The organism is Cobetia sp. LC6 (assembly GCF_030264805.1).
Lineage (GTDB): Bacteria > Pseudomonadota > Gammaproteobacteria > Pseudomonadales > Halomonadaceae > Cobetia.
This window is the reverse complement of sequence record NZ_JASSPL010000001.1, coordinates 273,563-298,927: the sequence shown is the minus strand read 5'-3', so window position 1 is coordinate 298,927 and position 25,365 is coordinate 273,563. Positions and strand designations below refer to the sequence as shown.

23 protein-coding genes are annotated in these 25,365 nt (G+C 65.4%); 4 read left to right on the top strand and 19 right to left on the bottom strand.

Features of this window, described 5'->3' with window-relative positions; genetic code table 11:
- The first annotated feature begins 850 nt into the window (after window positions 1-850).
- Both QQF40_RS01330 and xthA read left to right on the top strand, forming a co-directional pair.
- Window positions 851-1,117, top strand: coding sequence for a hypothetical protein (locus QQF40_RS01330; RefSeq protein ID WP_285460190.1), 267 nt, complete (start codon window positions 851-853; stop codon window positions 1,115-1,117).
- Window positions 1,117-1,929: an exodeoxyribonuclease III gene (gene xthA / locus QQF40_RS01325; RefSeq protein WP_175088184.1), complete on the top strand. Its 813-nt coding sequence runs from the start codon at window positions 1,117-1,119 to the stop codon at window positions 1,927-1,929. Before QQF40_RS01330 ends, xthA begins: the two co-directional genes overlap by 1 nt.
- Window positions 1,930-2,066: 137 nt before the next feature.
- Here the strand turns inward: xthA and QQF40_RS01320 are convergent, their stop codons facing one another.
- The 8 genes from QQF40_RS01320 to QQF40_RS01285 form a co-directional block, all read right to left on the bottom strand.
- The gene (locus QQF40_RS01320; RefSeq protein WP_175088185.1) at window positions 2,067-3,362 is read right to left on the bottom strand and encodes a hypothetical protein; all 1,296 of its coding nucleotides are present in this window, start codon (window positions 3,360-3,362) and stop codon (window positions 2,067-2,069) included.
- A gap of 133 nt (window positions 3,363-3,495) precedes the next feature.
- Window positions 3,496-4,290: an energy transducer TonB gene (locus QQF40_RS01315; protein WP_175088186.1), complete on the bottom strand. Its 795-nt coding sequence runs from the start codon at window positions 4,288-4,290 to the stop codon at window positions 3,496-3,498.
- 1 nt (window position 4,291) lies between these two features.
- Window positions 4,292-4,690: an ExbD/TolR family protein gene (locus tag QQF40_RS01310; RefSeq protein WP_043331884.1), complete on the bottom strand. Its 399-nt coding sequence runs from the start codon at window positions 4,688-4,690 to the stop codon at window positions 4,292-4,294.
- On the bottom strand, window positions 4,683-5,306 hold the full coding sequence (locus tag QQF40_RS01305; protein ID WP_285460189.1) for a MotA/TolQ/ExbB proton channel family protein: 624 nt from the start codon (window positions 5,304-5,306) through the stop codon (window positions 4,683-4,685). The genes QQF40_RS01310 and QQF40_RS01305 overlap by 8 nt, the downstream gene beginning before the upstream one ends.
- On the bottom strand, window positions 5,299-6,750 hold the full coding sequence (locus tag QQF40_RS01300) for a MotA/TolQ/ExbB proton channel family protein (RefSeq protein WP_285460188.1): 1,452 nt from the start codon (window positions 6,748-6,750) through the stop codon (window positions 5,299-5,301). The genes QQF40_RS01305 and QQF40_RS01300 overlap by 8 nt, the downstream gene beginning before the upstream one ends.
- Complete coding sequence (locus QQF40_RS01295; protein WP_285460187.1) at window positions 6,750-7,661, bottom strand: DUF3450 domain-containing protein; 912 nt, start codon at window positions 7,659-7,661, stop codon at window positions 6,750-6,752. The genes QQF40_RS01300 and QQF40_RS01295 overlap by 1 nt, the downstream gene beginning before the upstream one ends.
- A gap of 320 nt (window positions 7,662-7,981) precedes the next feature.
- Window positions 7,982-8,908 carry an electron transfer flavoprotein subunit alpha/FixB family protein gene (locus QQF40_RS01290; protein WP_285460186.1) on the bottom strand — a complete coding sequence of 309 codons (927 nt, stop codon included), beginning with the start codon at window positions 8,906-8,908 and terminating at the stop codon, window positions 7,982-7,984.
- A complete protein-coding gene (locus QQF40_RS01285; RefSeq protein WP_107335326.1) occupies window positions 8,905-9,657 on the bottom strand; it encodes an electron transfer flavoprotein subunit beta/FixA family protein in 753 nt (250 codons plus the stop codon). The genes QQF40_RS01290 and QQF40_RS01285 overlap by 4 nt, the downstream gene beginning before the upstream one ends.
- 592 nt (window positions 9,658-10,249) lie before the next feature.
- Here QQF40_RS01285 and QQF40_RS01280 point away from each other — a divergent pair.
- Both QQF40_RS01280 and QQF40_RS01275 read left to right on the top strand, forming a co-directional pair.
- Complete coding sequence (locus tag QQF40_RS01280) at window positions 10,250-11,893, top strand: electron transfer flavoprotein-ubiquinone oxidoreductase (RefSeq protein ID WP_285460185.1); 1,644 nt, start codon at window positions 10,250-10,252, stop codon at window positions 11,891-11,893.
- 227 nt (window positions 11,894-12,120) lie between these two features.
- Complete coding sequence (locus QQF40_RS01275; protein WP_285460184.1) at window positions 12,121-13,356, top strand: dicarboxylate/amino acid:cation symporter; 1,236 nt, start codon at window positions 12,121-12,123, stop codon at window positions 13,354-13,356.
- A gap of 132 nt (window positions 13,357-13,488) precedes the next feature.
- Here QQF40_RS01275 and QQF40_RS01270 read toward each other — a convergent pair whose 3' ends face one another.
- The 11 genes from QQF40_RS01270 to acpP all read right to left on the bottom strand — a co-directional run bounded on the left by QQF40_RS01270 (window position 13,489) and on the right by acpP (window position 25,306).
- Window positions 13,489-14,430, bottom strand: a complete 942-nt coding sequence (locus tag QQF40_RS01270; protein WP_254626938.1) for a sulfurtransferase — start codon at window positions 14,428-14,430, stop codon at window positions 13,489-13,491.
- 113 nt (window positions 14,431-14,543) lie between these two features.
- Window positions 14,544-17,108, bottom strand: a complete 2,565-nt coding sequence (locus tag QQF40_RS01265; RefSeq protein WP_285460183.1) for an ATP-dependent helicase — start codon at window positions 17,106-17,108, stop codon at window positions 14,544-14,546.
- Between the two features lie 116 nt (window positions 17,109-17,224).
- Entirely contained in the window at window positions 17,225-17,884 is a 660-nt protein-coding gene (locus QQF40_RS01260) for a DUF1285 domain-containing protein (protein ID WP_285460182.1), read from the bottom strand.
- A 42-nt stretch (window positions 17,885-17,926) separates the two neighbouring features.
- Window positions 17,927-18,760: a TatD family hydrolase gene (locus QQF40_RS01255; RefSeq protein ID WP_043331890.1), complete on the bottom strand. Its 834-nt coding sequence runs from the start codon at window positions 18,758-18,760 to the stop codon at window positions 17,927-17,929.
- A gap of 110 nt (window positions 18,761-18,870) precedes the next feature.
- Entirely contained in the window at window positions 18,871-19,221 is a 351-nt protein-coding gene (locus QQF40_RS01250; RefSeq protein ID WP_175088194.1) for a PilZ domain-containing protein, read from the bottom strand.
- 310 nt (window positions 19,222-19,531) lie between these two features.
- Entirely contained in the window at window positions 19,532-20,557 is a 1,026-nt protein-coding gene (locus QQF40_RS01245; RefSeq protein ID WP_285460181.1) for a DNA polymerase III subunit delta', read from the bottom strand.
- On the bottom strand, window positions 20,554-21,303 hold the full coding sequence (gene tmk, locus QQF40_RS01240) for a dTMP kinase (protein WP_175088196.1): 750 nt from the start codon (window positions 21,301-21,303) through the stop codon (window positions 20,554-20,556). The genes QQF40_RS01245 and tmk overlap by 4 nt, the downstream gene beginning before the upstream one ends.
- A gap of 100 nt (window positions 21,304-21,403) precedes the next feature.
- Window positions 21,404-22,405, bottom strand: a complete 1,002-nt coding sequence (gene mltG / locus QQF40_RS01235) for an endolytic transglycosylase MltG (protein WP_285460180.1) — start codon at window positions 22,403-22,405, stop codon at window positions 21,404-21,406.
- Between the two features lie 72 nt (window positions 22,406-22,477).
- Window positions 22,478-23,368, bottom strand: a complete 891-nt coding sequence (gene pabC / locus QQF40_RS01230) for an aminodeoxychorismate lyase (protein ID WP_285460179.1) — start codon at window positions 23,366-23,368, stop codon at window positions 22,478-22,480.
- 120 nt (window positions 23,369-23,488) lie between these two features.
- Complete coding sequence (gene fabF, locus QQF40_RS01225; RefSeq protein WP_175088199.1) at window positions 23,489-24,733, bottom strand: beta-ketoacyl-ACP synthase II; 1,245 nt, start codon at window positions 24,731-24,733, stop codon at window positions 23,489-23,491.
- Between the two features lie 339 nt (window positions 24,734-25,072).
- Window positions 25,073-25,306, bottom strand: coding sequence for an acyl carrier protein (gene acpP, locus QQF40_RS01220; protein ID WP_024950601.1), 234 nt, complete (start codon window positions 25,304-25,306; stop codon window positions 25,073-25,075).
- Window positions 25,307-25,365 lie beyond the last annotated feature (59 nt).

The following is a 25,365-nucleotide window of genomic DNA, read 5'->3' as shown; positions in this document are numbered from 1 at the left end:
ATGCGCGGTAGTCTCGGGCTGCATGCGCCTTTACCGGATTGGGAGCCATTCCCTGCACTTCTGCGGCAACCCCCCTGGGTGTGCGTCTTCGAGGCCACGCAGGCCTCGGGTGCAGAAGGGCACGAATGCTCTCGCCTGTTCTTGACGGATTCACGCATCCAGCACTCCCCTGCCCGAATGTTCGGCAAGGGACTGGAGCGGACGTCTGCCATGAGGGTCTGCTCACGTTGCACCGGTCATGTCATCGCCGGGCTCACGCAACGGACAGGCTCATGGGTCGCCACAAGGACGGCCGATACTGCGTGTCGGTCGAAAGGGCTTCTTCATCGGGCAGGCATCGGGTTGCCGGGCAACCTTGGCCACGCCACGCGACAGTTCGCCGTCGCCCGTCTGTCTTACTGTGTGGGCCGGGGCAGCGTACCTGCCAGAGTCATTCAGGTAACACTCATATATTGCATGTTGCATGTCGCTGGCACGGGCAATGGCAGCAAGACTGGCGCATCCGGCAAGCCGTTGTCTCTGACATGCGTGAGGGGAAGCGCGCCCCGAGGGGCAGGCGACCCGCCATCGTGCATGAGGCACAAGGCGCCGGTTCAAGCGGCCAGCCACGATAACGCCGACATATTGTACCAGCCCGCCGGCGTCTTCGCGCCCCTGCATCATGACGCACTCGATACGAGACAACCTCGTGTGCACGACACGCGATGCTTCTCACCACGACGCCCCTCATGGCACCCGCCCCACGCAGGCTGGTAGAATGACCGTCAACTGATGCGGTTGCCCGCGTGCCGCGGCCTTGCCGTGCGACTCAAGGCTGGCGACTGCCGACACCGAACAGGAAAGCCCGAAGATGACACGTAGAAAGAAGAGCCGTTCCATCGCCGACAAGGTGCAGATTCGTACCGGCCGCCGCAAGGACTTCAAGAAGTGGCGCGCCGAGAACCCGGACCAGGTGCATTCCGGCCCGCGTTACGTGGCCAAGAAGAAGGACCAGCGCAAGTCCCAGGCTGCCGCCAAGCTGGAGCGCATGAACGCCGCGCCGCTGTTGCCGCTGCACCCTGAGACACCGGTAAAGGAAGACAGCTCCTCCAAGGATGATGGTGGAGGCCAAGCGTGATGCGCCTGATTTCCTTCAACATCAACGGCATCCGTGCCCGCCCGCATCAGCTGGAAGCGCTGATAGAAGCGCACCAGCCGGAAGTCATTGGCCTGCAGGAAACCAAGGTGCAGGACAGTGAATTTCCCCACGCGCACATCGAGGCGCTGGGCTATCACGTGGTGTGGCACGGCCAGAAGGGCCACTACGGCGTCGCGATGCTGACACGTCAGGTGCCGAAGAAGGTGCACTACGGCATGCCGGATGACGGCGAGGATGCCCAGAAGCGCATGATCGGCGTCGAGATCGACGGCCCGAACGGCGAGCCGCTGATCGTCTACAACGGCTACTTCCCCCAGGGCGAGAATATCGAGCACCCGGTGAAGTTCCCCTACAAGACGCGCTTCTATCAACAGCTGTTCCGCCTGCTGGAAGAAGACCACCAGCCCGAGCAGCATGTGGTGGTGATGGGCGACTACAACATCTCGGCCACCGACCGCGACATCGGCATCGGCGAGCCCAACCGCAAGCGCTGGCTGCGCGAAGGCAAGACCAGTTTCCAGCCCATCGAGCGCGAGTGGATGGAGCGCCTCTACGCCTGGGGGCTGACCGACAGCTTCCGCCACGTGCACCCGGAAGTCGACGACCAGTTCAGCTGGTTCGACTACCGCTCACGCGGCTTCGAGCGTGAGCCCAGGCGCGGCCTGCGCATCGACCTGATCATGACCAGCCCCGGCCTGACCCCGCTGATCAAGGATTCCGGTATCGACTACGCGCTGCGCGGCATGGAAAAGCCGTCAGATCACGCCCCAGTGTGGACCGATATCGGCTGATACGCTGAGCGACACCAGCGCGAACGCGATCGCCAGACACGCAAACGCCGCCTTTCCCGTCTCAGGACGATCAGGAAAGGCGGCGTTTTCGTTGCAGTGATGCTCAGACAGCGCTGGATCGCCAGCGCCTCACGTCATCAGCGTTGCGCGACGGACTTCAGCCAGGCATCGGCTCCTTCGGCGCCACGCGCCTGAGCCTTCTTGAAGGCTTCACGCGCAGGGTCGAACTGCTCCAGCTGACTGGCGACCACGCCGGAGAGCAGCCAATGACGCGCCGAGTCATCGCCACGCTCACCGGCCGCGGCCAGCGCCTGCTGGGCCGTTTCCCAGCGGCCCCAATCATAGGCAAGCTCGGCATACTGCCGGGCATCCTCGAGTGACTGACTCTGCTGCGAGACGGCTGCCCATGCCTTGAGCGCATGCTCGACATCGCGCGCCGCCGTCCAGGCCTGCGCCAGCTGGCGACGCAGCGCCGGGGTATCGTCAAGCAGCGGCTGCCCCTCGGGTGTCGCGGATTTCGAGAGCCCCGCCTCGATCAGCTCCGCCGCCCGCGCCGGCGCACCGGCCGCAAGCTGGAGGTCGATCCGCTGCTGGTAGGCGTCGCTGCCGCTGACGATCCCCGCCGCCCACGCCGCTTCCCAGGTACTGGCGGCGCGGGTGTTCTGGTTGAGGCGCTGATAGAGCGCCACGGCACGCTGCCAGTCCTGTGGGTCACGTGACTCGCCCAGTCCCTGCTCGACCAGCGCCACCGCCGCGCCATGGCGGCCGGTCTGCTGATAGACACTGACGGCCAGCTTCAGGCGATCACCGCTCGGCGCACTCGCCTTGCTGGCACGCTCAAGCCAGTCCTCGGCGCGCGCCCAGTCACCTCGATTGGCTTCAAGACTGACTGCGAGCCACAGGTCCTCGGCACTTGCCGAGCCGCCGTGCAGATATTCCGCCAGGCGAGCGATACCGCTATCGCGCTCCCCGGCGCGCAGGCGCAGCATCGCTTCACGACGCAGCCACTCGCGAGCCTGGGAGGCATTGACGCCCGGCAGGCGACGCGCCTCGGCATACAGACGCGCCGCCTGGGCCTGATCGCCCTGGCGCGCTCGCGCACTGGCCGCCAATGACAGATACAGCGCACGCACCTCGCCGCGCTGGCGCTTGGCCTCACGTTCGGCGCGCTCGCCAACCGCGTCATAATCGCCTTCATCCAGCCGTGACTGCAGCGTGCGCAACTGCCCCGCCACTTCGGCGGAAACGCGGGTCGCCGCATGGGCCGCACTGATGCCACCGACTTCCATCATCAGCATCAGGCAGGTCGAGACCAGCGTCACGCGGGTGAGTCGGCGCCCGCCGCGTGCCAGCAGCTGGCGCGCCCGCGCCATCAGGCCTCGCGATCGCTCAGCACTGTCGGCGTCCTGCGGCGGTGTGGATTTCGCTACCATGAGTCTTTCCTCTTGCGTTCATCCGCTGCCATGACTCGGCGCATTGCCGATAAGTCCACGGCATCAGAGATGACGACATATGACACACATCAGACACCCGATGAAAGCCCGCGCCATGGGGTCATGGGTTGCCTCAACGCAACTGGAACTCGAGCCGCTGGCGCGCCTGGCGCGCATTGCCCGCGGCCGGGAATTCCCAGCGCGCGATCGCCTTCATCGCCGCCCTGTCAAACACGCCCGACGGCTCGGCACGCACCACCCGCAGCGAGCCGCCATCGACATTGCCGTCCGGGCGAATCACGAACGCCACCTCGACGAAGCCCTCGATGCCGCGGCGACGCGCACGACTCGGATATTCGGGAGCAGTGCGCACGGTGGGTCGCGGTGAACCACCCTGTGCCGCCGGGGCTGCCTTGGGCTTTGATGGCTTCGCCGCGGCCTGTGATGACGTGTCAGACGCCGACTGCGCCGATGAAGAGGCCTCGGCCTGCCTGGCGACCGCCTTGGGTTCTGGCTTGGCCTTGGGTGCTGGCTTGGGCGTCGGTTTCGGCTTGGGGGTCGGTTTGGGCGGACGCTCGACTTCCAGCGGCGGCAGGCTGTCATCCATGGTCAGCTCTGGCGTCGGCGGCAATGGCGTCTTGACCTCGGGAATCGCCACCGGGCTTGTCGCCTTGGGTGCCGGCATCGGCGCTGCCTTGGGTGGCGGTGGTGGCTCGGCCGGCGGCGTGGGCAGACTTTCACTCGCCGCCGGTGCAGGCTCCGGTGCCTCTTCAGGCGCCTGAACGGTGGAGACCGATAGCGGCTCCGGTGGCGGCGTGTCGTTCACCGGCGGCGCGACCAGCAGCGCCAGCGCATAGAACAGCACCAGCGCCAGCAAGGCGCCGCCGACAAGCCCGACGAGTCGATTGGCATACAGGCGTCGCGTCATGTCATTCGCCCTTCGAGGCGGCGACCGCGATGTCCTGCACACCCGCGTTGCGCAGCGCATCCATCGTCTCGACCAGTAGGCCGGTCTGTGAGCGACTATCAGCCTGGATCACCACCGGCTGACCATCGGCAAGATCGGCCACGGCGTCGCCGACACGATGGGCATCCACCGGCTTGCCGTCGACCCACACCGCGCCCTCGGCGGTGATGGCGACCATGACCGCCGCGTCAGGGCGCGCCGTGGCGTTGGAGGCTTCCGGACGCTGGATCTCGACCCCGGACTCCTTGACGAAGCTGGTGGTGACGATGAAGAAGATCAACATGATGAAGACGACATCCAGCATCGGCGTCAGATTGATCTCGCCGCTGTCTTCCGCGGCCTCCATGCGACGTCTACGCATGTGGTGTCTCGCTTGTATCAGAGGAGTAATCAAAGCCGTTCGCAGCGGACATGCCGGAACGTGCATCGTCGACGGCGCGCGCCAGACGGTCGTGCAGGCGCTGGTCTTCACGACGCACCACGCGCTCGAAGCGCGTGACGAACATCAGGCCCACCACCGCGACCGCCATGCCGGCCAGCGTCGGCAGCGTGGCGCGAGCCACACCGTCGGCCATGGCACGCGCCTGGCCGGTGCCGGCGATCGCCAACGAATCAAAGACATGGATCATGCCGGTCACGGTGCCCAACAGGCCGGCCAGCGGGCAGATCAGCACCAGCAGCTTTAGCCACGGCAGCGGCGCGCGCAGACGTGACAGCAGCTCACGGGTCAGCACTTCGCGATGGGTGAGCGCCGACCAGCTGTGGTGCTCGCTGCGCGCCACCCAGTCGTGGATCAACTGCTGACGCGCCGGACGATGCACGAGCCGCCAGTAGAGGCCGCGCTCCAGCGCCAGCCCGAACAGCACCATGGCGATCAGGCAGATCACCACGATCAGCGGGCCACCGCTTTCCACCAGCCGCATCACTGGCGCGAAGCCACCGCTCAGCAGGGAAGAGGCAGCCAACGAATCAGGCATGCTCGGTATCCCGCTGACGCGCCGCCGCGCTGGCAGCCTTGCTCGGAGCGCGCTTCTCGAGGTGGTCGGCCAGACGGGCGCTGGCGCGGCCCTCGAGGCGGCCCATCAGGCCCTTGGACAGGCTGGAAAGCCCTGTCTGGGCAAACAGCAGCGGCACAGCGGTCACCAGACCCAGCACGGTGGTCACCAGCGCCTGGGAGATACCGCCGGCCATCAATTTGGGGTCGCCGGTACCGAAGACGGTGATCGACTGGAAGGTGCCGATCATGCCGGTCACGGTACCCAGCAGACCCAGCAGCGGCGCGATGGCAGCCAGCAGCTTGACCAGCGCCTGCCCACGCTCGAGCCTGGGCTGCTCGGCCAGCAACGCCTCGTCGAGACGGGCTTCGAGCGCTTCCGGCTCGTGATCATGGCGCATGCCTTCAAAGCGATGCAGCACACGGCCCAGCGGGTTGTCGTCACTGAGCTGGCTCAGGTCGGCCTCCTGACGCTTGACCGCCCGACGGGTCAGCGACAGACGCACCAGCTGGATCAACGCGATGATAAGGCCCAGCACACCAAGACCGACGATGACATAACCGACGGCGCCGCCTTGCTTGAGGCGCTCACCGAGACGCGGCGCCCGCGCCAGTGCCTGGGTGACATCGCCACCGGTGGGGTCGAAGCTCAGGCGATCACTGTCGCCGGCATCGAAGGCCGCCAGCTGCTTGCGAATGCGCATCGGCGTGGTACCCGCAAGGCCGAGGGTGTCCAGCGCCGAGGGGCCATCCACGGCCTTGTCTTCCGACAGCGGCGCCAGCAGGTGACGACCACTGAAGGCCATCTGCTCGCCGACGCGCACGATCTCACGCGGCTTGATGCTGCCATCAGGCCCGGCCAGCGGTGCCTGGAAGCGCAGTGCGCGACCGCTTTCGGTGGCGATGCTGCGGATGTCCGCGGTCAGGGCGGCGAGTCGCTCGCGGCCCGGCACCTCGTCGCGCGGTCCCAGGTCCGGCAGACGCGCCTGGCCGCCGACCAGCAGCCAGTTGCCCGCCAGTGCTTCACGCGTCTCACGTGCATGCTTGCGCGCCACCTCGAACACCTGGCCGAGATCGCCCTGCTGGGCCTGGCGCTCTTCGTCCAGACCGCTGAGAGTCGCCTGTTGCTCCTGCGCTTCGGCCTCGAGGGTCGCGCGCGTCTCGCGCAGGCTGTCACGCCGCGCCTCGGCCTCGCTGACCGCCGCTTGCAGCGCCTCGCGATCCGACAACAGGGTATCAAGACGCGCCTGATCGCGGCCTTCGGCCTGACTGGCGGCCTGTTCGAACTGCTCGACGCTCAATGACTGCTCGGCACTGCCGGTCGCCGCCAGCACGGCGGGAGATGACAACGTCAGCAGCCCCAGGGTGGCGGCCGTCAGCAGCAGGCGTGACAGAGACGCACGTGGCGCTTGTGAATTCGTCGCCATCAGCTGGACTCCTGCGCGGTACGGGTAGTGGTAGTGCGTGTGCTGGTGACTGCCGCGGCAACCTGATCGGCGCTCTTGAGCGCGGACTGCGACAGGCGCCCCTTCGGGGCCAACTCGACGTCCTCGACCGGCACCGACAGCGGCAGGGTCACCAGTGACGGTGCCTGCTGGTCACGCGCCATGCTGATGCCCTTGCGCAGCGCCTCCAGGCCGCTGTCATCCAGCACCTGCCAGCTGCCATTTCTGGCCTGCCAGGCGCCACCATGCTGACCGTCCAGCGTCAGGTAATAGAGACCGACGCGGCCGACACGCAGATACTGCACCTCGGTGTCTTCCCCGCCGACAAGCCCTGCGCGCCAGGTATCGAAGCCCTGACCGTAACTCAGCTCCTGCTGCCAGGCGTTGAGCAGCTGATCGAGGCGCTCATCATTGCTCAGGCTGGCATTGGAGAGGTTGTCACGCAGACGCTGGACGCGCGCGAGACGCTCGTCCTTGAGAAACGGCAGATCCTGCTCGATGAAGTCCTCAAGCTCCTCGACCTGCTGACGCAGCAGACCCGGCAGCGACTCGCGCGTGGCCTCGAGATTCTCCAGCGCCCTACGCTGGCGCTCGATTCGCGCCGCGCGGTCAGCATTCAGCGGCGTCAGTTCCGCGGTGTAGCTTTCCAGACGCGCGGCTTCCTGACGCGCTTCGCGCAGGCGCACCAGCAGCGCACGCGTCTCGTCATCGGCGGCGTCGATGCGCGCCTGCAGCTCACGCTGGGTTTCCTGATGAGTGGCGGCACTGTCACGCAGTGTCTCGGCATGCGCCGGCAATGCGGTAGCTGTCAGCGGTGCAAGCAGCACCAGCGCCGGGAGCAGGCCGCCAAGGGCTCGCACGCACGGGAAGGGGAAAGAAGTCGAACGCCGCACGGACATCTCCTGAAGAACTAGGCTTGGTTGCATCCTCGGTCGCCTGCCAGGCCGATAGTGGCTTCCGAGTGGAAATGCAAATCACTGGCATGGACGGTATTACAAACAAGAACAATTATCAATTGATCTTGACTCGCTCTACTCCCTCAGCAGGCCCTGATACCTGCAATGCCGCGTTGCACTTCTCTCTTCAAGCGCACATTCCTGACCTGCCCCGACCCTTGCCCGCAGACACAAAAAAACGCGACCCGCCGAAGCGGGTCGCGTTGGTTGGCCAGGGCACCTTGCGGTGTCTCGGGCTCAGCCTTGCGGGGCGTGGCTCAGAGCTTGCCTTCCAGCTCCGGCAGCACCTCGAACAGATCGCCGACCAGGCCGTAATCCGCGACCTGGAAGATCGGCGCTTCATCGTCCTTGTTGATCGCGACGATGACCTTGGAGTCCTTCATCCCCGCCAGGTGCTGGATCGCCCCGGAGATGCCGACGGCGATGTAGAGATCCGGCGCGACGATCTTGCCGGTCTGGCCGACCTGCATGTCGTTGGGCACGAAGCCGGCATCGACGGCAGCGCGAGAGGCACCGATGGCGGCGCCCAGCTTGTCGGCGATACCGTTGAGCAGCGCGAAGTTCTCACCGTTGCCCATGCCGCGGCCACCGGAGATCACCACCTTGGCGGAGCCAAGCTCAGGGCGCTCGCTTTCGGCCAGGGTTTCCTCGACGAAGCTCGAGACGCCTGCCTCCTCGACCACATCCACGGCCTCGATGGCCGCCTGTCCGTCGAGCGCGACCGGATCGAAGCCGGTGGCACGCACGGTGATGACCTTGAGCACATCGTCGCTCTTGACGGTGGCGATGGCGTTGCCAGCGTAGATCGGGCGCTGGAAGGTATCGGCGCTCTCGACGGCGATGATCTCGGAGATCTGCGCCACGTCCTTCAGTGCCGCGACACGCGGCATGAAGTTCTTGGCGGTGGTGGAGGCGCTGGACAGTACGTGGCTGTAGTCATCAGCCAGCGCCACGACCAGTGCCGACAGATTCTCGGCCAGCTGATGGGCGTAGACGGCATTGTCGGCGACACGGACACGCGCGATACCGGCAAGCCTGGCGGCCTGCTCGGCGACGGCGCCTACGCCCTCACCGGCGACCAGCACGTCGATATCGCCACCGATGGCGGTTGCAGCTGCCACGACACTCGCGGTGCTGCTGGTCAGCTGGCCATCATGATGATCGGCAATGACGAGAATGCTCATGAGATCACCTTTGCTTCATTCTTGAGTTTGTCCACCAGCTCATCGACGGAGCCGACCTTGATGCCGCCCTGACGCTCGGCCGGCGGCGTGACCTTGACCAGCGACACCTTGGAGGCCGTGGAGACACCCAGCTCTTCCGGCGTCTTGACGTCCAGCGGCTTCTTCTTGGCCTTCATGATGTCCGGCAGCTTGGCGTAGCGCGGCTCGTTGAGGCGCAGGTCAGTGGTGACCACCGCCGGCAGGTTCAGCTTGACGGTCTGCAGACCACCATCGATCTCGCGGGTGACGTTGACGCTCTCGCCATCGACCACCACCTCGGAGGCGAAGGTGCCCTGCCCCATGCCGGTGAGTGCCGCCAGCATCTGGCCGGTCTGGTTGTTGTCGGCATCGATGGACTGCTTGCCGAGAATCACCAGCCCGGGCTGTTCCTCCTCGACCACCTTGGCCAGCAGCTTGGCCACGGCCAGCGAGTCGACGGCATCATCGGTCATCACCTGCACGGCGCGATCGGCGCCCAGCGCCAGCGCGGTACGCAGCTGCTCCTGGGCGGCCTTCGGGCCGATGGTGACGGCCACGACTTCGGTCGCCACGCCCTTTTCCTTCAGGCGCACCGCTTCTTCCACGGCGATCTCGCAGAAGGGGTTCATGGCCATCTTGACGTTGGTCAGATCGACGTCAGACTGGTCAGCCTTGACGCGAATCTTGACGTTGTAATCGATGACGCGTTTCACCGCGACGAGTACTTTCATGGTGTCCTCGCTGATTTCTCATGGAGTACCAGTGACCGTGAGGCCGCCAGCACTCGATTCATGCAAGCGTTTGATAGGTGAATATCTTTCACAGATGACCGTGGTGACAAGTGTCTTGCCACGATATCCGCTGGCACCCGAAGGATGAAGTCAGCCAGACCGGCGTGGTTTTCACTGTCCGGGAGCCGCCATTCTCATGCGGGCATCTTGCGCAGAATTGGCTGCCGGGGTCAAACCTGACAATCACTCTCAACACGCCCGGGCGTGAAACCCATCGGGCGATTCCCTGCAACGCCCCCGGTGGCTATTACGTCAGACCCAAGCATAATAAACAAACGGTCGTTTTAAATGCTACTGTTGCGGCATGCTATGCGGCTGCTTCGCGCCAGCGCCTCGTGTCGAGCGGCCAAACGTCCGTGCAGGACATGGCGCGCCAGCGTGAGTCGCCCCCTATTTTCACTCCGGCGAGCCGTGCCCTGACGCACGCCACGTCGGAGGTTCACTGCCCAGCGAACGGCCATGGTCGTTCGTGACACGCCCGCCCCGCCGGATCCGCGGGGCCCTGACGGCGCAAAGATTGAGGAGACGGGTCATGGAACGCGAATTCATGGATTTCGACGTGGTCATCGTCGGTGCCGGCCCTTCCGGCCTGGCGGCGGCCTGCCGACTGATGCAGCAGGCCAACGCGGCCGAGAAGGAGCTGACGGTCTGCGTGGTCGAGAAAGGCTCTGAAGTCGGCGCACACATCCTGTCCGGCGCCGTGCTCGAACCGCGCGCACTGACCGAGCTGTTCCCCGACTGGGCCGAGCGCGGCGCCCCGCTCAAGACGGCCGTCACCCGTGACGAGGTCGTGCTGCTCAAGGATGACCAGAAAGCGCAGGTCATCCCCAATGCACTGGTCCCCAGGACCATGCACAACGACGGCAACTACATCATCAGCGCCGGCAACCTGACGCGCTGGCTGGGCGAGCAGGCCGAGGAGCTGGGCGTCGAGATCTTCCCGGGCTTCGCCGCCCAGGAAGTGCTGCATGGTGAGGATGGCACGGTGCGCGGCATCGTGGTCGGTGACATGGGCGTGGCTGCCGATGGCAGCGAAAAGGATGGCCACATGCCGGGCATGGAGCTGCGCGGCAAGTACACCCTGTTCGCCGAGGGCTGCCGTGGCCACCTGGGCAAGCAGCTGATCTCGCGCTTCTCGCTCGATAGCGAAGCGGATGCCCAGCATTACGGCATCGGCCTGAAGGAGCTGTGGGATGTGCCCGCCGAACAGCATCAGCCGGGGCTGGTGGTGCATGGCAGCGGCTGGCCGCTCAAGGGCAACGCCGAAGGCGGCTTCTTCCTCTATCACACCGATGACCAGCAGGTGGTGGTGGGCCTGATCGTCGATCTCGCCTACGACAATCCGTACCTGTCGCCCTTCGATGAATTCCAGCGCATGAAGCAGCACCCGACCCTGGCCCGCCATCTCGAGGGCGGCAAGCGGGTCTCCTACGGGGCGCGCGCCATCGCCAAGGGCGGCCTCAACTGCCTGCCGAAGATGAGCTTCCCGGGTGGTCTGCTGATCGGCTGTGACGCCGGTACCCTCAACTTCGCCAAGATCAAGGGTCTGCATACCGCGATGAAGTCCGGCATGCTGGCGGCGGAAAGCGTGTTCGACGCCATCAAGGGGGGAGACGAAGGCGGTGAAGACCTGGTCGACTTCGGCAAGCGCTTCAAGGACAGCTGGGCCTATGAGGAGCTGGATGCCTCGCGCAGCTTCGGCCCGGCCATGCACAAGTACGGCACCTTCCTCGGTGGCGCCTACAACTTCCTCGACCAGCTGACGGGTGGCCGCCTGCCGACCCTGCATGACACCACGCCGGACTACGCACGCATGCGCCCGGCGGCTGAGTGCACGAAGATCGAGTACCCCAAGCCGGACGGCAAGCTGTCCTTCGACAAGCTGTCCTCGGTGTTCCTCTCCAACACCAATCACGAGGAAGACCAGCCGTGTCACCTGCGCCTGTCCGACCCGGAACTGCCGGTGCGTGACAACCTGCCGCGCTACGCCGAGCCCGCCCAGCGCTACTGCCCGGCCGGGGTTTACGAGATCATCGAGGAGGCCGGAGAGCCGCAGTTCCAGATCAACTTCCAGAACTGCGTGCACTGCAAGACCTGTGACATCAAGGACCCGGCGCAGAACATCACCTGGGTCGCGCCGGAAGGCGGCGGTGGCCCCAACTACCCCAACATGTAAGCCTCTGCTGCCCACCAGCTGACAACGCCGCCGCGGCCCTGCCGTGGCGGCGTTGTCGTGTCTGGCCCTCAATATCTCCCAGCGCCGCGGGCGCGAACGCCTTTCACTCCTTAAGCGCTTCTTGTGTTATTCCAAAACATTCTCAAAGCGATTGTTGATATAACAGCTTCCCGGTAGCACATTAGCCTCCCTCGAATTCAGACTCATGCCATCGCTTCGGAGCCATCATGTCCGTCACACGCCAGATACTGCTCGCCCTGGGGCTGGGCATTCTCAGCGGCCTTGCCCTGAACGCCGGGGCAGGCGCTCTGCCCGAGGGCAGCGTTGCCTGGCTCGACAGCCACCTGCTGACACCGGTGGGCCAGATCTTCCTGCGCCTGCTGCAATTCGTGGTGGTTCCGATGGTGTTCGGCGCCCTGATCATGAGCCTGACCAACCGCGAAGGCGGCGCCGATGTCGGTCGCCATGCCGGGCGCCTGCTGGGCAGCTATGTGATCACCAGCGCCGTGGCGCTGACGCTGGGCATGCTGGTTGCGCATTGGCTGACGCCGGGCAGCGGCGCCGAGAGTCTGGTGGATTCGGCGCCTGAAGGCCGCAACGCTGACAGCATCGCCCGGTGGCTGGTGGGCCTGGTGCCCAACAACCCCTTCACCGCGCTGGGTGGCGGCGGCCTGCTGCAGGTCATCTTCGCGGCCGCCCTGATCGGGCTGGCAATGCGCGCCCTGCCAGAGGAAAGCGCGCCGCTGCATCGCGTGATCGAGAGCGGTTACACCGTCAGCCTCAAGGTACTGTCCTTCGTGCTCAAGCTGGCGCCGGTGGGGGTCTTCGCACTGATCACCTCGGTGATCGCCACCCAGGGGCTGGACCTGCTGATGCGCCTGGGCATGTACGTGATCGGCCTGATCATCGCGCTTACGCTGATGGCGCTGCTCTATCTGGTGCTGCTGGCCGTCACCGGTGCCCGCCCGTTGGCCTTCGTGCGCCACTTCGGCCAGAGCCTGGGCTTCGCCTTCGGTACCGCAAGCTCCGGCGCGACCCTGCCGCTGGCGCTGGGCAATGCCCGTGATTACGGCATGAATGAATCCCTGGCCAGCTTCGCGCTGCCCTTCGGGACTGCCCTCAAGCGCGATGGTGCCGCCGTGCTGCAGGGCTTCAATGCGCTGTTCGTGGCGCAGCTGTTCGGCATCGATGTCACCACCTCGCTGGTGATCACCGTGTTCACCACCGGCCTGCTGGTCAGCTTCTCGACGGCTGGCGTGCCGGGTGCGGGTCTGGTCGCGATGACCACCGTGCTGGGTGCGGCAGGTCTGCCGCTGGAAGGCGTGGCCGTGGTCGCCGGGGTGGACCGCTTCACCGATGGCCTGCGCACCGCCCTCAACGTGATGGGCAACTGCGCCAACGCCGCCCTGCTGGAGCGCTTCGATTCACGCAAGCCCACCGCCGAGCCCAAGACGCAAGCGTAAGCACGCACGCACGCACGCACGCACGCACGCGAAGAGTCAGACAAAGCGCCCCACGAACGACAACGCCCGCCAGAGAAACCTCTGGCGGGCGTTGTCATGTCTGAGCAGCCCTCATCGCGCTGGCGCTTGCGACTACTTCTCGCTGGCCTCACCGGTGGCAACCGGACGTGCGGGATCACTGGTCCAGTCACTCCAGGAGCCGGCATACAGGCGCGGCAGCGGCAGCCCCGCAATCGCGAAGGCCAGGATGTTCTGACAGGCACTGATGCCGGAACCACAGTAGGCGATCACCCCACTCTCTGCCGGCAACAGGCTGCGCAATTCACGCACCAGGCTCATGCGGTCCTTGAAGCGACCATTGGCCTCGAGATTGCTGGGGGTCGGTCGGCAGAATGCGCCGGGAATGTGGCCTGCCACCGGATCGACCGGCTCCTGCTCACCGCGAAAACGCGCCTCGCCTCGAGCGTCCAGCAAGCTGTCATCCGTGGCGGCCACCTCCTGGGCGCTGACCAGCAGGCTGTCATCAAAGCTCGGCTGCCAGTCGCTCGGTGTGGGGGCCACCGGTTGGGCAGGCGCACGTTTGAGCTCGCCCATGGCCTGATTCCAGGCCTGGATGCCGCCATCCAGCACCCGCACGTCCGGATGCCCTGCCCAGGTCAGCATCCACCACAGCCGCGCCGCCGCCATCTGCCCGCCCATGTCGTCATAGACCACCACCTGTTGCTCGGGCGTGATGCCGAGGCGGCGGAACAGCTCGGCCGTCGCCTGATGTGACGGCAGCGGATGCCGCCCGCCCACGCCGTCCTCGCGCACAGCGGCCGACAGATCGCGGTCCATATCGACATGGATGGCACCCGGCAGATGGCCTTCACGCCACAGACGCTCGCCGGCTTCCCCATCGTCGAGACGCGCACGGCAATCCAGCACCACGGGGGACTTGAGGCCCGCCATCGCCAGCTGGGTCACCAGCTGGCTGGCATCGATCAGGGGCGCCTGGCGCTGGTCCGGCACCAGCAGCGATGAGGCGGAGACGGAGGCTGCCGCCAATGCGGCAGGATCAGGATACTGAGCCATGGGAACTCCTTTTCGGGCAGACGAAGATACGCTGCAGGCATGATGGTGCTCGGCGCAAGGCTTGGCAATCGCGCGGCCTTGTCGCCCGAGTCTCAAGTCCATTGTCACAAGGGTCACAAGGCTGTCAGCGGGGCACGCGTGGCGATCAGGCGGCGCTTGTTGCCATCGTCGAAGCGCACCTCGATCAGCGGATTGGCCTCATTGCCGGAGACCTCTTCGATCACCCCCTCCCCGAAGCTCTCGTGACGCAAGCGCTGACCGACTTCCCAATCACCGACGCGTCGCAGCACCGCCGGCTCGCCGCGTGGAGAGCGATTGCTCTGACGAGCGCCGCGAGCATGGGTGCCGCCCGAGCTGGACTGGCCTTGCGCAGTCGACTTGCTGGTCGACCTGCCCGGGGACCTGGCGACCTTCTTCGGCAGCGCTTCCAGCGTCGGCGGCGTGATGCCGTGACGTGCCAGAGGCAGCCGCGCCAGATAGGCCTCGCCAAGCGCCGGCGCCGCCACACGCAGGCGCTCGTCGCTTCCGGTCGCTGACTCGCGGGCGGCCTCATCACCACCCTCGGCCTGCTGACGGGCGAGCCTGGCGCGCTTGCCGGCACCGTGAATCCAGTCGCCGAGGCGGGTGCAGTCCTCCACACACAGCTCCGCCAGGAAGCGGCTTGGCGTATGCGTGCCACCGTCGCGCCACAGGTACAGCTGCTCGCGGGCACGCGTCACGCCGACGTAGCACAGCCGACGCTCCTCCTCGAGGCGCTCCGGCGACAGCGGGTTGTCGCGCGAGTAGGCCGGGAAGTCTTCCTCGTTCATGCCCCACAGCCCCACCAGCGGCCACTCCAGCCCCTTGGCCCCGTGCACCGTGGTGATCAGCACGCCGTCGGCGGCGTCCTCGACCGGGTTGCGCAAAAGATTGATGAAGGCATCGGGGTCATTGGCAAGCTCCCCTGCCTGCTCGATCAGCACATCCAGCAGGCGCACATCCTCCTCGCCCTTGTCACGCCGGGCCGCGGCGCGGCGCAGCACCTTGTCGGCCTCCAGCTCATCGACCACATGACGCAGCAGCCGCGCGGGCGCCCAGTCACCCAGCGAAGGCAGATCACACAACAGCTTCCAGCGCTTGTGCAGGTTGCGGCGTTGCAGCGGCTTGAGCCCCTCGAGAATAGGGTCTTCCTTGCGTGGCCAGCGCTGGCTATCGGCCAGTTGCTGGCACAGGCGCTCGAGGCGCTCGCGCGCGACGAAGGCGGTGGGCTGGGTGAACAGCAGCAGCAGGTGCGCCGGGTCGCGCAGACGCGTGGCATCACGTGCCAGCTCCAGATAACCCGCCAGCGCCTGCACCAGCGGCAGACGGAACACGAAGCGATCCCCCTGCCCCAGCCGGAAGGGAATGCCGGCCTTGAGCAGCTGCAACTGCACCGGCACCGACAGCGCCCAACTGCGCACCAGCACGGCGGCCTCGGCGCCACTGCGCCCTGACTCTCGCCAGGCCGTGAGCGCCGCGACCAAACTGGCGGCGCCCTGACCTTCGAACAAGCGCGTCGCCGGCGTACCGGGCGCAGCCAGGCACAGCTGGTCCGGGCGGCGCGCATTGGCGGCGATGGCGTGATTGGCCGCCAGCGCCAGACGATGACCGTGACGGAAGGTGTAGCTGAGCGGGAAATCCAGCGGCGCGGCAAAGCTCTCGGCAAAGCGCGTCAGCATGTAGTCAGGCCGCGCGCCACGCCACTCGTAGATGCACTGGTTGGCATCCCCCACGGCCATGACTTCTGCCATGGCGCCGGAGGCTGCGGGCGACGCTTCGCCGGGCGAGGAAGCTTCGTCGGGCGACGCCTCGCCGGACGACGACTTGCTGGACGGTACACCCGCCAGCAGCGCCAGCATGCGCTGCTGCGCCTCATTGATGTCCTGATACTCATCGATGATCACGTGCTGCAGGTGCCCCTGGATGCGCGCGCGGGTCTCGGGCTCCCTCTCCAGCTGACGCAGCGGACGGTAGAGCAGGTCGGCATAGGTCATCTGGCCGTACTGCTCGAGCAGCTGTTCAAGCTGGGTAAAGGACTCGACAAAGTGGCCGGTGTGCTCGCCGAGGTTCATGCGCTCGTACAGCAGCGTCGGCTCGCACATCTCGGCCTTGACCAGATCACAGAACTGGGCGAGCGCTTCGAGGCGCTCGCCTTCCAGCGCTGCCTCACGATCGGCGCGATCGGCATCGCCCAGCGCACGCTGGGCGGCCTGCTTGAGCAGACGCTCCAGCGCCCAGTCCTGCTGGATGAGCTCGCGCGGCTCGAGGCTGCCCCAGCGTACCAGAGTGGTGGTCAGGCGATGGCCGATGGAGTGGAAGGTGCGGATATCGGGCAGCCGTGTGCCCGGCGGGGCCGACTGCGCCAGCTTGGCGACGAAGTCCTCGCGCGCCGAGCGGTTGAACATCAGCACCAGAATCCGCTGCGCCGGAATGCCTTCCGCCAGCAGGCTCAGCACCCGCGCCACCAGCGTCGTGGTCTTGCCGGAGCCCGCCACCGCCGCCACCCGCGCATGCCTCCCACGATGCGCCACCACGGCGCGCTGCTGATCCGTCAGCCGTTGCGTCAGCTGATCGACGGCCAGCGCCAGTGGCGATGCTGCAACGTCTGGCCCGGAGGTTGCGGTGCTGTCGGGCTCGATGGGAGGAAGTGGTGACGACATGAAGACCTGCAATGGCTGACGGCGAGAGAAAAGGGACGAAGCAGAACGTGAGGGGCATACGGAAGAGAGAGCAGAAGGCGGCAGGCTCAAACAAGTTCAGACAAGCTCAGACAGGTTCAGGCCTCGACCTCATCGGCCGCCAGCTGTCCCAGAATCTGGAAGCGCCCGCCGCTCATGAAGCCGAGTGTCAGGCTGCCGTCTTCCTGCTCGTGCGTCTCGGCGCTCTCGAGCAGCCGATAGTAGAGATTGCGGTGCAGGCGCGCGGCAAGGCCGAAGCGCACCGGCACTTCCGGCAACCACAGGCCGTCCGGCGTCTCGCTCAACGTCAGGCAGGCCTCCCCTTCCAGTCGTACGACATCGCCCTGATCGGTGACCAGTTGCCAGACGTCCGGCTGAGGCTCTGTCTGTCCAAGCTCAGTCTGTCCAAGCCCAGTCTGTCCAAGCCCAGTCTGTCCAAGCTCAGTCTGCACAGAATCACTCTCGGCGCGGGAGCAGTCCACCGCCAGGAAGGGGCGGTCCTCGACCTGGATGGTGACCTTCTCCGCCGGCGTGACCAGGCAGTAGCTGCCATCGGGCTCGCGGCGCAGGACACGTGACAGCATGTGCACCAGTCGCGCACGGCCGATGGGCGTGCCCTCGTGCATCCAGCGCCCATCGGCGCAGATGACGAGGTCCATCTCGCCACAATGCGCCGGGTGCCATTGATCCACCGGCGGCAATGCCTTGCCGCTGGTGGCCTTGTCGCCCAGCTGGGTGAGGATGGCGGCTGGATTCATGACATTCCCTCCCTGGTGGTCAGATCATGCGGGATACCACGCTCAATCGATGAGCATACCGCTGCTGGCCAGCGCTTCGCGAACGTTGTCCGGCGCTTCCGGCGCAGCGGCACGGAACAGGCGATAGAAGTTGGCGGTGGTCTGCATCGCCAGCTCATCGACGGTGATGCCGCGCTCGGCGGCGATGCATTCGGCGACCTCGACCACATTGCCCGGCACATTGGAGGTACCACGGTACGGTACCGGCGCCAGATAGGGGCTGTCGGTCTCGATCAGCAGGCGGTCCAGCGGGATGGCGCGCGCCAGCTCGCGGACGTGTTCGGCGTTGCGGAAGGTGACGATACCGGAGATGGAGACCATGAAGCCGTGACCCACCGCGATGCGCGCCATGTCGAGATCTTCGGTGAAGCAGTGCAGCACGCCACCGACAGCGGGGTCCGTGTGCTGCTTGATCAGCGCCAGGGTGTCTTCCCGCGCCTCACGGGTGTGGATGATCACCGGCAGCTCGAGCTCACGCGCGGCGATCAGATGGCGCGTGAAGCGCTCGTACTGCAGCTCGCGGCTGACGCTCTCGTAGTGATAGTCGAGGCCGGTCTCGCCGATGGCCACCGCGCCGAAGCGCTCGGCGCACTTCTTGATGTCCTCGACCGTGGGTTCCGGGTCGACCTGATGCAGCGGATGCACACCGGCGGAAATCACCACATCCTCATGCTGCTGGGCGATGGCCGAGATCTCGGGCACATCGTCGAGCGTGACGGCAATGGCGAGAAACTGGTGCACGTGACGGGCGCGCGCGGCGTCCAGCACAGCCTCGAGGCTGCCGCCGTGCTCTTCCAGTTTCAGACGATCAAGGTGGCAATGCGAATCGACAAACATCCGGGAACTCTCACTACTGATGGCCACGCGAAGCGCGGCGAAAAACGTGCTCGACCGGCGGGCGCCCATGGCACTGCCGGTCGAGATGATGAAGCGACGCTGCGCTCGCGCTACAGCGTATAGGTCGCGTGCCCCTTGCCGAGCATGCCGGCCAGGTGGTTCTCGATATGATCGCGCACCTGGCGGTCCTCTTCACTGAAGTGGATGCCGATCCCGGCAGTGCGCCGGCCACTGACGCCCTGCGGGGAGATCCATACCACGCGCCCGGTGACCGGAATGCGCTCGGATTCCTCAGGCAGGGTCAGCAGCAGATAGACCTCCTGGCCCATGGTGTAGCGCTCGGTGGTCGGCACGAAGATGCCGCCGCGCACGAGGGTCGACATGTAGGCGGCCAGCAGGGTCTTCTGATCACGAATGGTCAGCGAGAGCGCCTTCTGGCCTTGCTGTGGAGCGGTATTCATCCTTCACCTCCGGCCGGTTTCCCGGCACATGCAGTCCCGTGACGAGCGTCAACGCCCACATGAGGGCTCACGCTGCGAATCAATGCGTATTCTTCGGCCATTGCCTGCTGTCATCTGACGCAAGGCGAGCAAGCGGCCTGTCGGCTTCAGTCTAGCCTGCCCGCCTTGCCTCACGCAGCCTCGTGGTTTTCCACGCGGGCCTTTGCTCAGCCCCTTCCTCAGCTCTTCGCTCCGACCTTCACTCGGGCCTTCACACCAGAAGCTCAGACCTTCATTCGGGCCTTTACGCCAGAAAAAGCCAGCTGCGCATTCAGGAGCGCAGCAAGGCGGCCCAACGCACCAGCCAGGCCTCCAGCACCAGCTGAGGGTTGGGGTTGCCGCCCGCAGCCAGCAGGCGGCGCTGCTCGCGCGCGAAATCCAGCAGCTTGAACCAGTCCTGGGTGCGCCCATTCTTGACCGCCTGTCTCAGCAGCGGCTCGAGACTTGGGTCACGCAGGCCGCCGGCATTGCCGGACAGGCCCATACGAATCAGGTCTTCCAGCCAGGCAATACCGTACCACAGCACCTGCGCCAGCGGTTGGCGCTCCAGTCGCCACGCCTCTGCCACCGGTTCGCCACCACGTACCAACGCATCGAACAGTTCGCGCAAGGCCTGACGCAGCTGACGCTGCTCCGCCTCGCCAAGACGCACCGCCAGCTGCGGCAGACCGCCTGCCATGCGCAGCAGGGCCTGAGCATCCTCGCCCAGCTGCTGCGTGAGCCATGGCAGGCTCTCTTCGACCGGCGGTATCACCAGCGGCCATTGCTGACAGCGCGAGCGGATGGTCGGCAGCACCCGTGATGGCATGTCGCTGAGCAGAATGAACAGCGTATTGGCGCCGGGTTCCTCGAGGCTCTTGAGCAGGGCGTTGGCCGAGGCGATGTTCATCGACTCCGCCGGTTGCAGACGAATGACGCGGTAGCCACCCTGCTGGGCCGTCTGGGAGACGAAGCGGTTGACCTCACGGATCGGGTCGATGCGGATCATCTTGCCGAAATCCTGCGGCGCGACCGCCATCAGATCAGGGTGATGCCCGGCCGCCAGCATATGGCAGCCATGACATTCACCGCAGGCCGCTGCGCCGGGCTTGCCCTGGGCGGTACGACACAGCACGCGAGCGATCATCGCATCGGCCAGCTCATGCTTGCCAAGCCCCGACGGCCCGCTGAGCATCACCGCATGCGGCAGGCGACCGTTGTCATGCACCGCGGTGAAGTGTTGCCACAGCGAGTGCTGCCACGGTAGCGGCGAGAAGCTCGAAAGCGTGACACCATTGCTGACGTCTGAAGCACTCATGGCTGCACATCCTTGGGAGTGTCCGCCTGCCAGGCCGCCACGCGAGCCGCCAGCACCGCCGCGATATCGGCCTGCACGGCTTCAAGCGACTGACCGGCATCGATGGTGGCAAAGCGCTCGGGGTCGGCGTCACGACGCATGTGATAGCCGACACGCACCGCCTCGAAGAACTGCTCGGCTTCCTGCTCGATGCGGTCGGCGCCTTCGCCGGTCTCGGCGCGGCGAGCGGCCAGACGGCCACGTGCCGCCTCGACCGGCATGTCCAGCAGCAGGGTCAGGTCCGGCTGCAAGCCTTTCTGCACCAGGGATTCCAACGTCGAGATATCCGCCAGCGGCAGGTTGCGGCCACCGCCCTGGTAGGCAAAGGTCGCGTCGGTGAAACGATCACACACCACCCAGGCTCCGCGCGCCAACGCCGGGCGAATGGTCGCGGCCAGATGCTGGGCACGCGCGGCGAACATCAACAGCAGTTCGGCATCATCACTCAGCGACTCGGCCGGTACCGGGTCCAGCAGCAACTGGCGAATGGCTTCCGCTCGCTCGCTGCCACCCGGCTCACGCGTGCGCACGACCTCGAGGCCATGCGCCTCTAGCTCGGCGACCACGAAGGCGACATTGGTGCTCTTGCCGACGCCTTCACCGCCTTCCAAGGTGATGAAGCGACCTGCAGGCGAAGCCTGGGTGGCCGCCGCGCTGGCGGCGCGGCGAGAAGACGTCGTGCTTGATGCGCTCGGACGTGAAGACATGATGTTTCCTGATTCAGACAGCAGATGACTCGCGACGACAGCCCCGTGCAGCGCATGGCAGACCTGTTCGCCACACGGGTTTCAGCTCATTCGCCACGCATTACCGATTGAGAATATAACGGCGCACGGCATTGTTGTGCTCGCGCAGCGTGCGCGAGAAATGATGCTTGCCCTCACCCTTGGCGACGAAGTAGTAGGTATCGCCCTCCTTGGGATGCACCGCCGCTTCCAGCGCGGCGCGCCCGGGCATCGCGATCGGCGTCGGCGGCAGGCCGGTGATCACGTAGGTATTCCAGGGCGTCGGCTTGCGCAGGTCGGCGCGCGACAGCGAGCCGTCATAGTCCTTGCCCAGGCCATAGATGACGGTCGGGTCGGTCTGCAGGCGCATGCCGCGCTCCATGCGACGCTTGAAGACGCCGGCGATCTCGTCGCGCTCTTCCGGCGCGCCGGTCTCGCGCTCGATCAGTGACGCCATGATCAGCGCCTCGTAGGCGCTAGTGATCGGCAGGTCGTCGTCTCGCCCGGCCCAGACTTCCTCCAGCGTCCTGTTCATGCGGGCATAGGCCTGCTTGTAGAGCGAGAGGTCGCTGACGCCCTTGTGATAGCGGTAGGTGTCCGGGAAGAAGCGCCCTTCCGGCTTCTCGCCCTCTGCACCGACAGCCGCCATCAGCTCTTCATCACTCATGTCGCGAGTCGTGTGCTCAAGCTTGGGCGAGGCATCCATGGCTGTGCGCATCTGGGCGAAGGTCCAACCCTCCGGCACGGTCAAGGTATAGCTGACCACATCGTCACTGGACAGCAGCGCCACCAGCTCACGACCGTTCAAGCCCGGCGTGAGACGGAATTCACCGGCGCGCAGACCATTGACGGCCTCAGGCTCGAGGCGCGACCATACCTTGTACGGCCAGCTCGCTTCGATGATGCCCTGTGACTCGAGCTCGCCCACGACCCTGGTCAGACTGGCGCCCTTGGGCACCTCGAACAGCTGTTCCTTCTCGATCGCCAACGGTGACAGCAACTGCGCCTGCCAATAACGAAAGCCCACCAAACCCGCAGCCACGGCCAGCACTACCAGCATCAGGAGGATCTTGAACACTCGCATAATCAGGTTTCCAGTCTTCATGGCGAAGGCGACGACCGCACAGGCATGCCTGCTGACGCTCGTCGTCTTCCGTCAGTTCGCGGGCTCGCCCAGTAAGCGCGCGACAGTGTGATTCAACTCGTCCAGCGCCGGATGCGCCGCATCCTTCCACTCAGCCAGAATCGCGCCATCGGGCTTGAGCAAGGTGCGCAGCGGCCAGACGCCCTGCACGGAATTCATGACGACGACCTGCTCGGCCCATGCGAGTGACTCAAGCCCCTCACGGACTCGCACGAAAGTCATCTCGGCCTCAAGCGCCGCCAGCAGCGTGCCCTCGACACCGGCACGATCAAGACACGGCGTGAACCAGCGCCCGTCATGACACCAGGCCAGATTCATGCTGGTGGCTTCAACCAGCTCGCCCTGCGCATTGAGCAACAGGCCTTCGCTGATGGCCGTGTCACTCCACTCGCGGCGCGCCAGCACGTTCTCGAGCCGGTTGAGGTGCTTGAGCCCGGCCAGTGCCGGTTGCTCGGCCACACGCAGCTCGCAGACCCGCGCCGTGATACCACGCCGCGCCTGCTGATTGACCGCAAAAGGCGTCGCGCGTGCCCGCAAGCGTGCCTCCGGTGACTCAGGTGCTCTGTAGCCCCGCCCACCGGAGCCGCCGGTGACAATCAGCTTGAGCACTTCCAGCCCCTCGCCCTGACAGACCGCCAGACAGCTCGCCAGCTCAGCTGACGAAGGCGCCGCAATTCCCAGACGCTGACAACCGCGCGTCAGGCGCGCCTCATGCCAGGACCACAGCTGCGGTTGGCCATCACGCACCAGAATCGTCTCGAACACGCCCTCGCCATAGGCGAGGCCGCGGTCATCACTGGGCAGATCGGCAGCTAGCGCCGCAAGGGAGTGCTTGTCGTCAGCGCTTTTTTCATCAGAGGCCCGGTCATCTGAGCTCTCGTTGCCAGAGGCATCAGTCGTCATCGATACAGCCCTCCAGAGAACGGTTGCGGACACGACACGCAAGGCAGAGGTGACGCCCCACAGACAAACGCGCCCCCGGATGGGAGCGCGTCTGAGGAGAGAGAACACGAAAGCGTGTGATCAGTCCTTGAGCTTGCCGAACACCAGCGAGCCGTTGGTGCCACCGAAACCGAACGAGTTGGACAGGGTGTACTCGATCTTCATGTCACGTGCGACGTTCGGCACGTAATCGAGATTGCAGCCCTCGGCCGGGTTGTCCAGGTTGATGGTCGGCGGCGCGATCTGGTCACGCATCGCCAGCACGCAGAACACGGCCTCGACCGCACCGGCAGCACCCAGCAGGTGACCGATCATCGACTTGGTGGAGCTGACCGCCACATCACGTGCCGCATCACCCAGTACCGATTCGACGGCGAGACTTTCTGCCTTGTCGCCGGCATTGGTGGAGGTGCCATGGGCATTGATGTAGTCGATCTGGCTCGGCTCGAGCTTGGCGTCACGGATGGCGTTGCGCATCGACGCGGCCGCACCACGGCCGTCTTCGGGCGGCGCCGTCATGTGGTGAGCGTCATCGGACATGCCGAACCCGAGCACCTCGGCGTAGATGGTCGCACCACGTGCCTTGGCATGCTCGTACTCTTCCAGCACGACGACACCGGCGCCGTCGGACAGCACGAAGCCATCGCGGTCGCGGTCCCACGGACGGCTGGCCGCCTGCGGATCATCGTTGCGGGTCGACAGCGCACGCGCCGCGGAGAAGCCCCCCAGGCCCAGCGGCGTGGTCGCCATCTCGGCACCACCGGCCACCATCACGTCGGCATCACCATAGGCGATGGTGCGTGCGCTGTAACCGATGTTGTGCGTCCCGGTGGTACAGGCGGTGGTGATCGCGATGTTCGGACCACGATAACCGAACTGGATCGCCAGATTGCCGGAGATCATGTTGATGATGGAGCCCGGCACGAAGAACGGCGAGATGCGACGCGCACCGCCCTTCTCCAGCGCCTTGTGGTTGTGCTCGATCATCGGCAGGCCGCCGATACCGGAACCGATGGCGACACCGATACGCTCGGCGTTGTCTTCGGTGCATTCAATGCCGGAGTCGGTGATGGCCTGGTGGGCCGCCGCGATACCGTATTGGATGAAGAGGTCCATCTTGCGGGCCTCTTTCGGGTTCAGGTACTGACTCACATCGAAGTCCTTGATGGAGCCACCGAAACGGGTATTGAAACCGCTGACATCGAAATGCTCGATGGCCGCGATGCCACTCTTGCCCGCCTTGATGTTGCTCCAGCTTTCCTCGACGGTATTCCCGACCGGGGTCACCAGGCCAAGACCTGTTACCACTACCCTTCTGCGAGGCATCGTGTCTCCTCCAAAACTATCGAATTGGCACGCCAGGGCCATGGACGCCCGGACGGTAATTGAGCGCATTATACAGAAACCTGGCCATGCGTGGGCAGTCGGTTTTCAAGCGCTTTTCTGGCCACTTTCACGAAGGAATTCCGACACTTGCCACAAGGGGGCATTTGTCACGAAGCCCACCGCCTACCACCATGCAATTCACGCTCTTTCGGCGCGGTATTGCGCAGCATACCCCTGAACGACAAGAGCCGCACTGAGGAACAGTGCGGCTCTTGAACGTACAGACAATTGCATCACGACCATGAGCAACAGGTTGCTCCGTGATCGCTTCAACACACCTTACTGGTGGTTGACGATGTAATCGATAGCTTCCTGCACGGTGGTGATCTTCTCTGCTTCTTCGTCAGGAATTTCAGTATCGAATTCCTCTTCCAGAGCCATCACCAGCTCGACGGTGTCCAGGGAATCGGCGCCCAGGTCTTCAGTGAAAGAGGAAGAGTTCTGGATTTCTTCTTCTTTGGCGTTCAGGCGCTCAGCCACAACCTTCTTGACGCGTTCTTCAATGGTGCTCATTTAACAATCACTCCTAGTGGTACGGAATCCGCAGCTCGAAAAAGCTGGGCGTAGTTTAT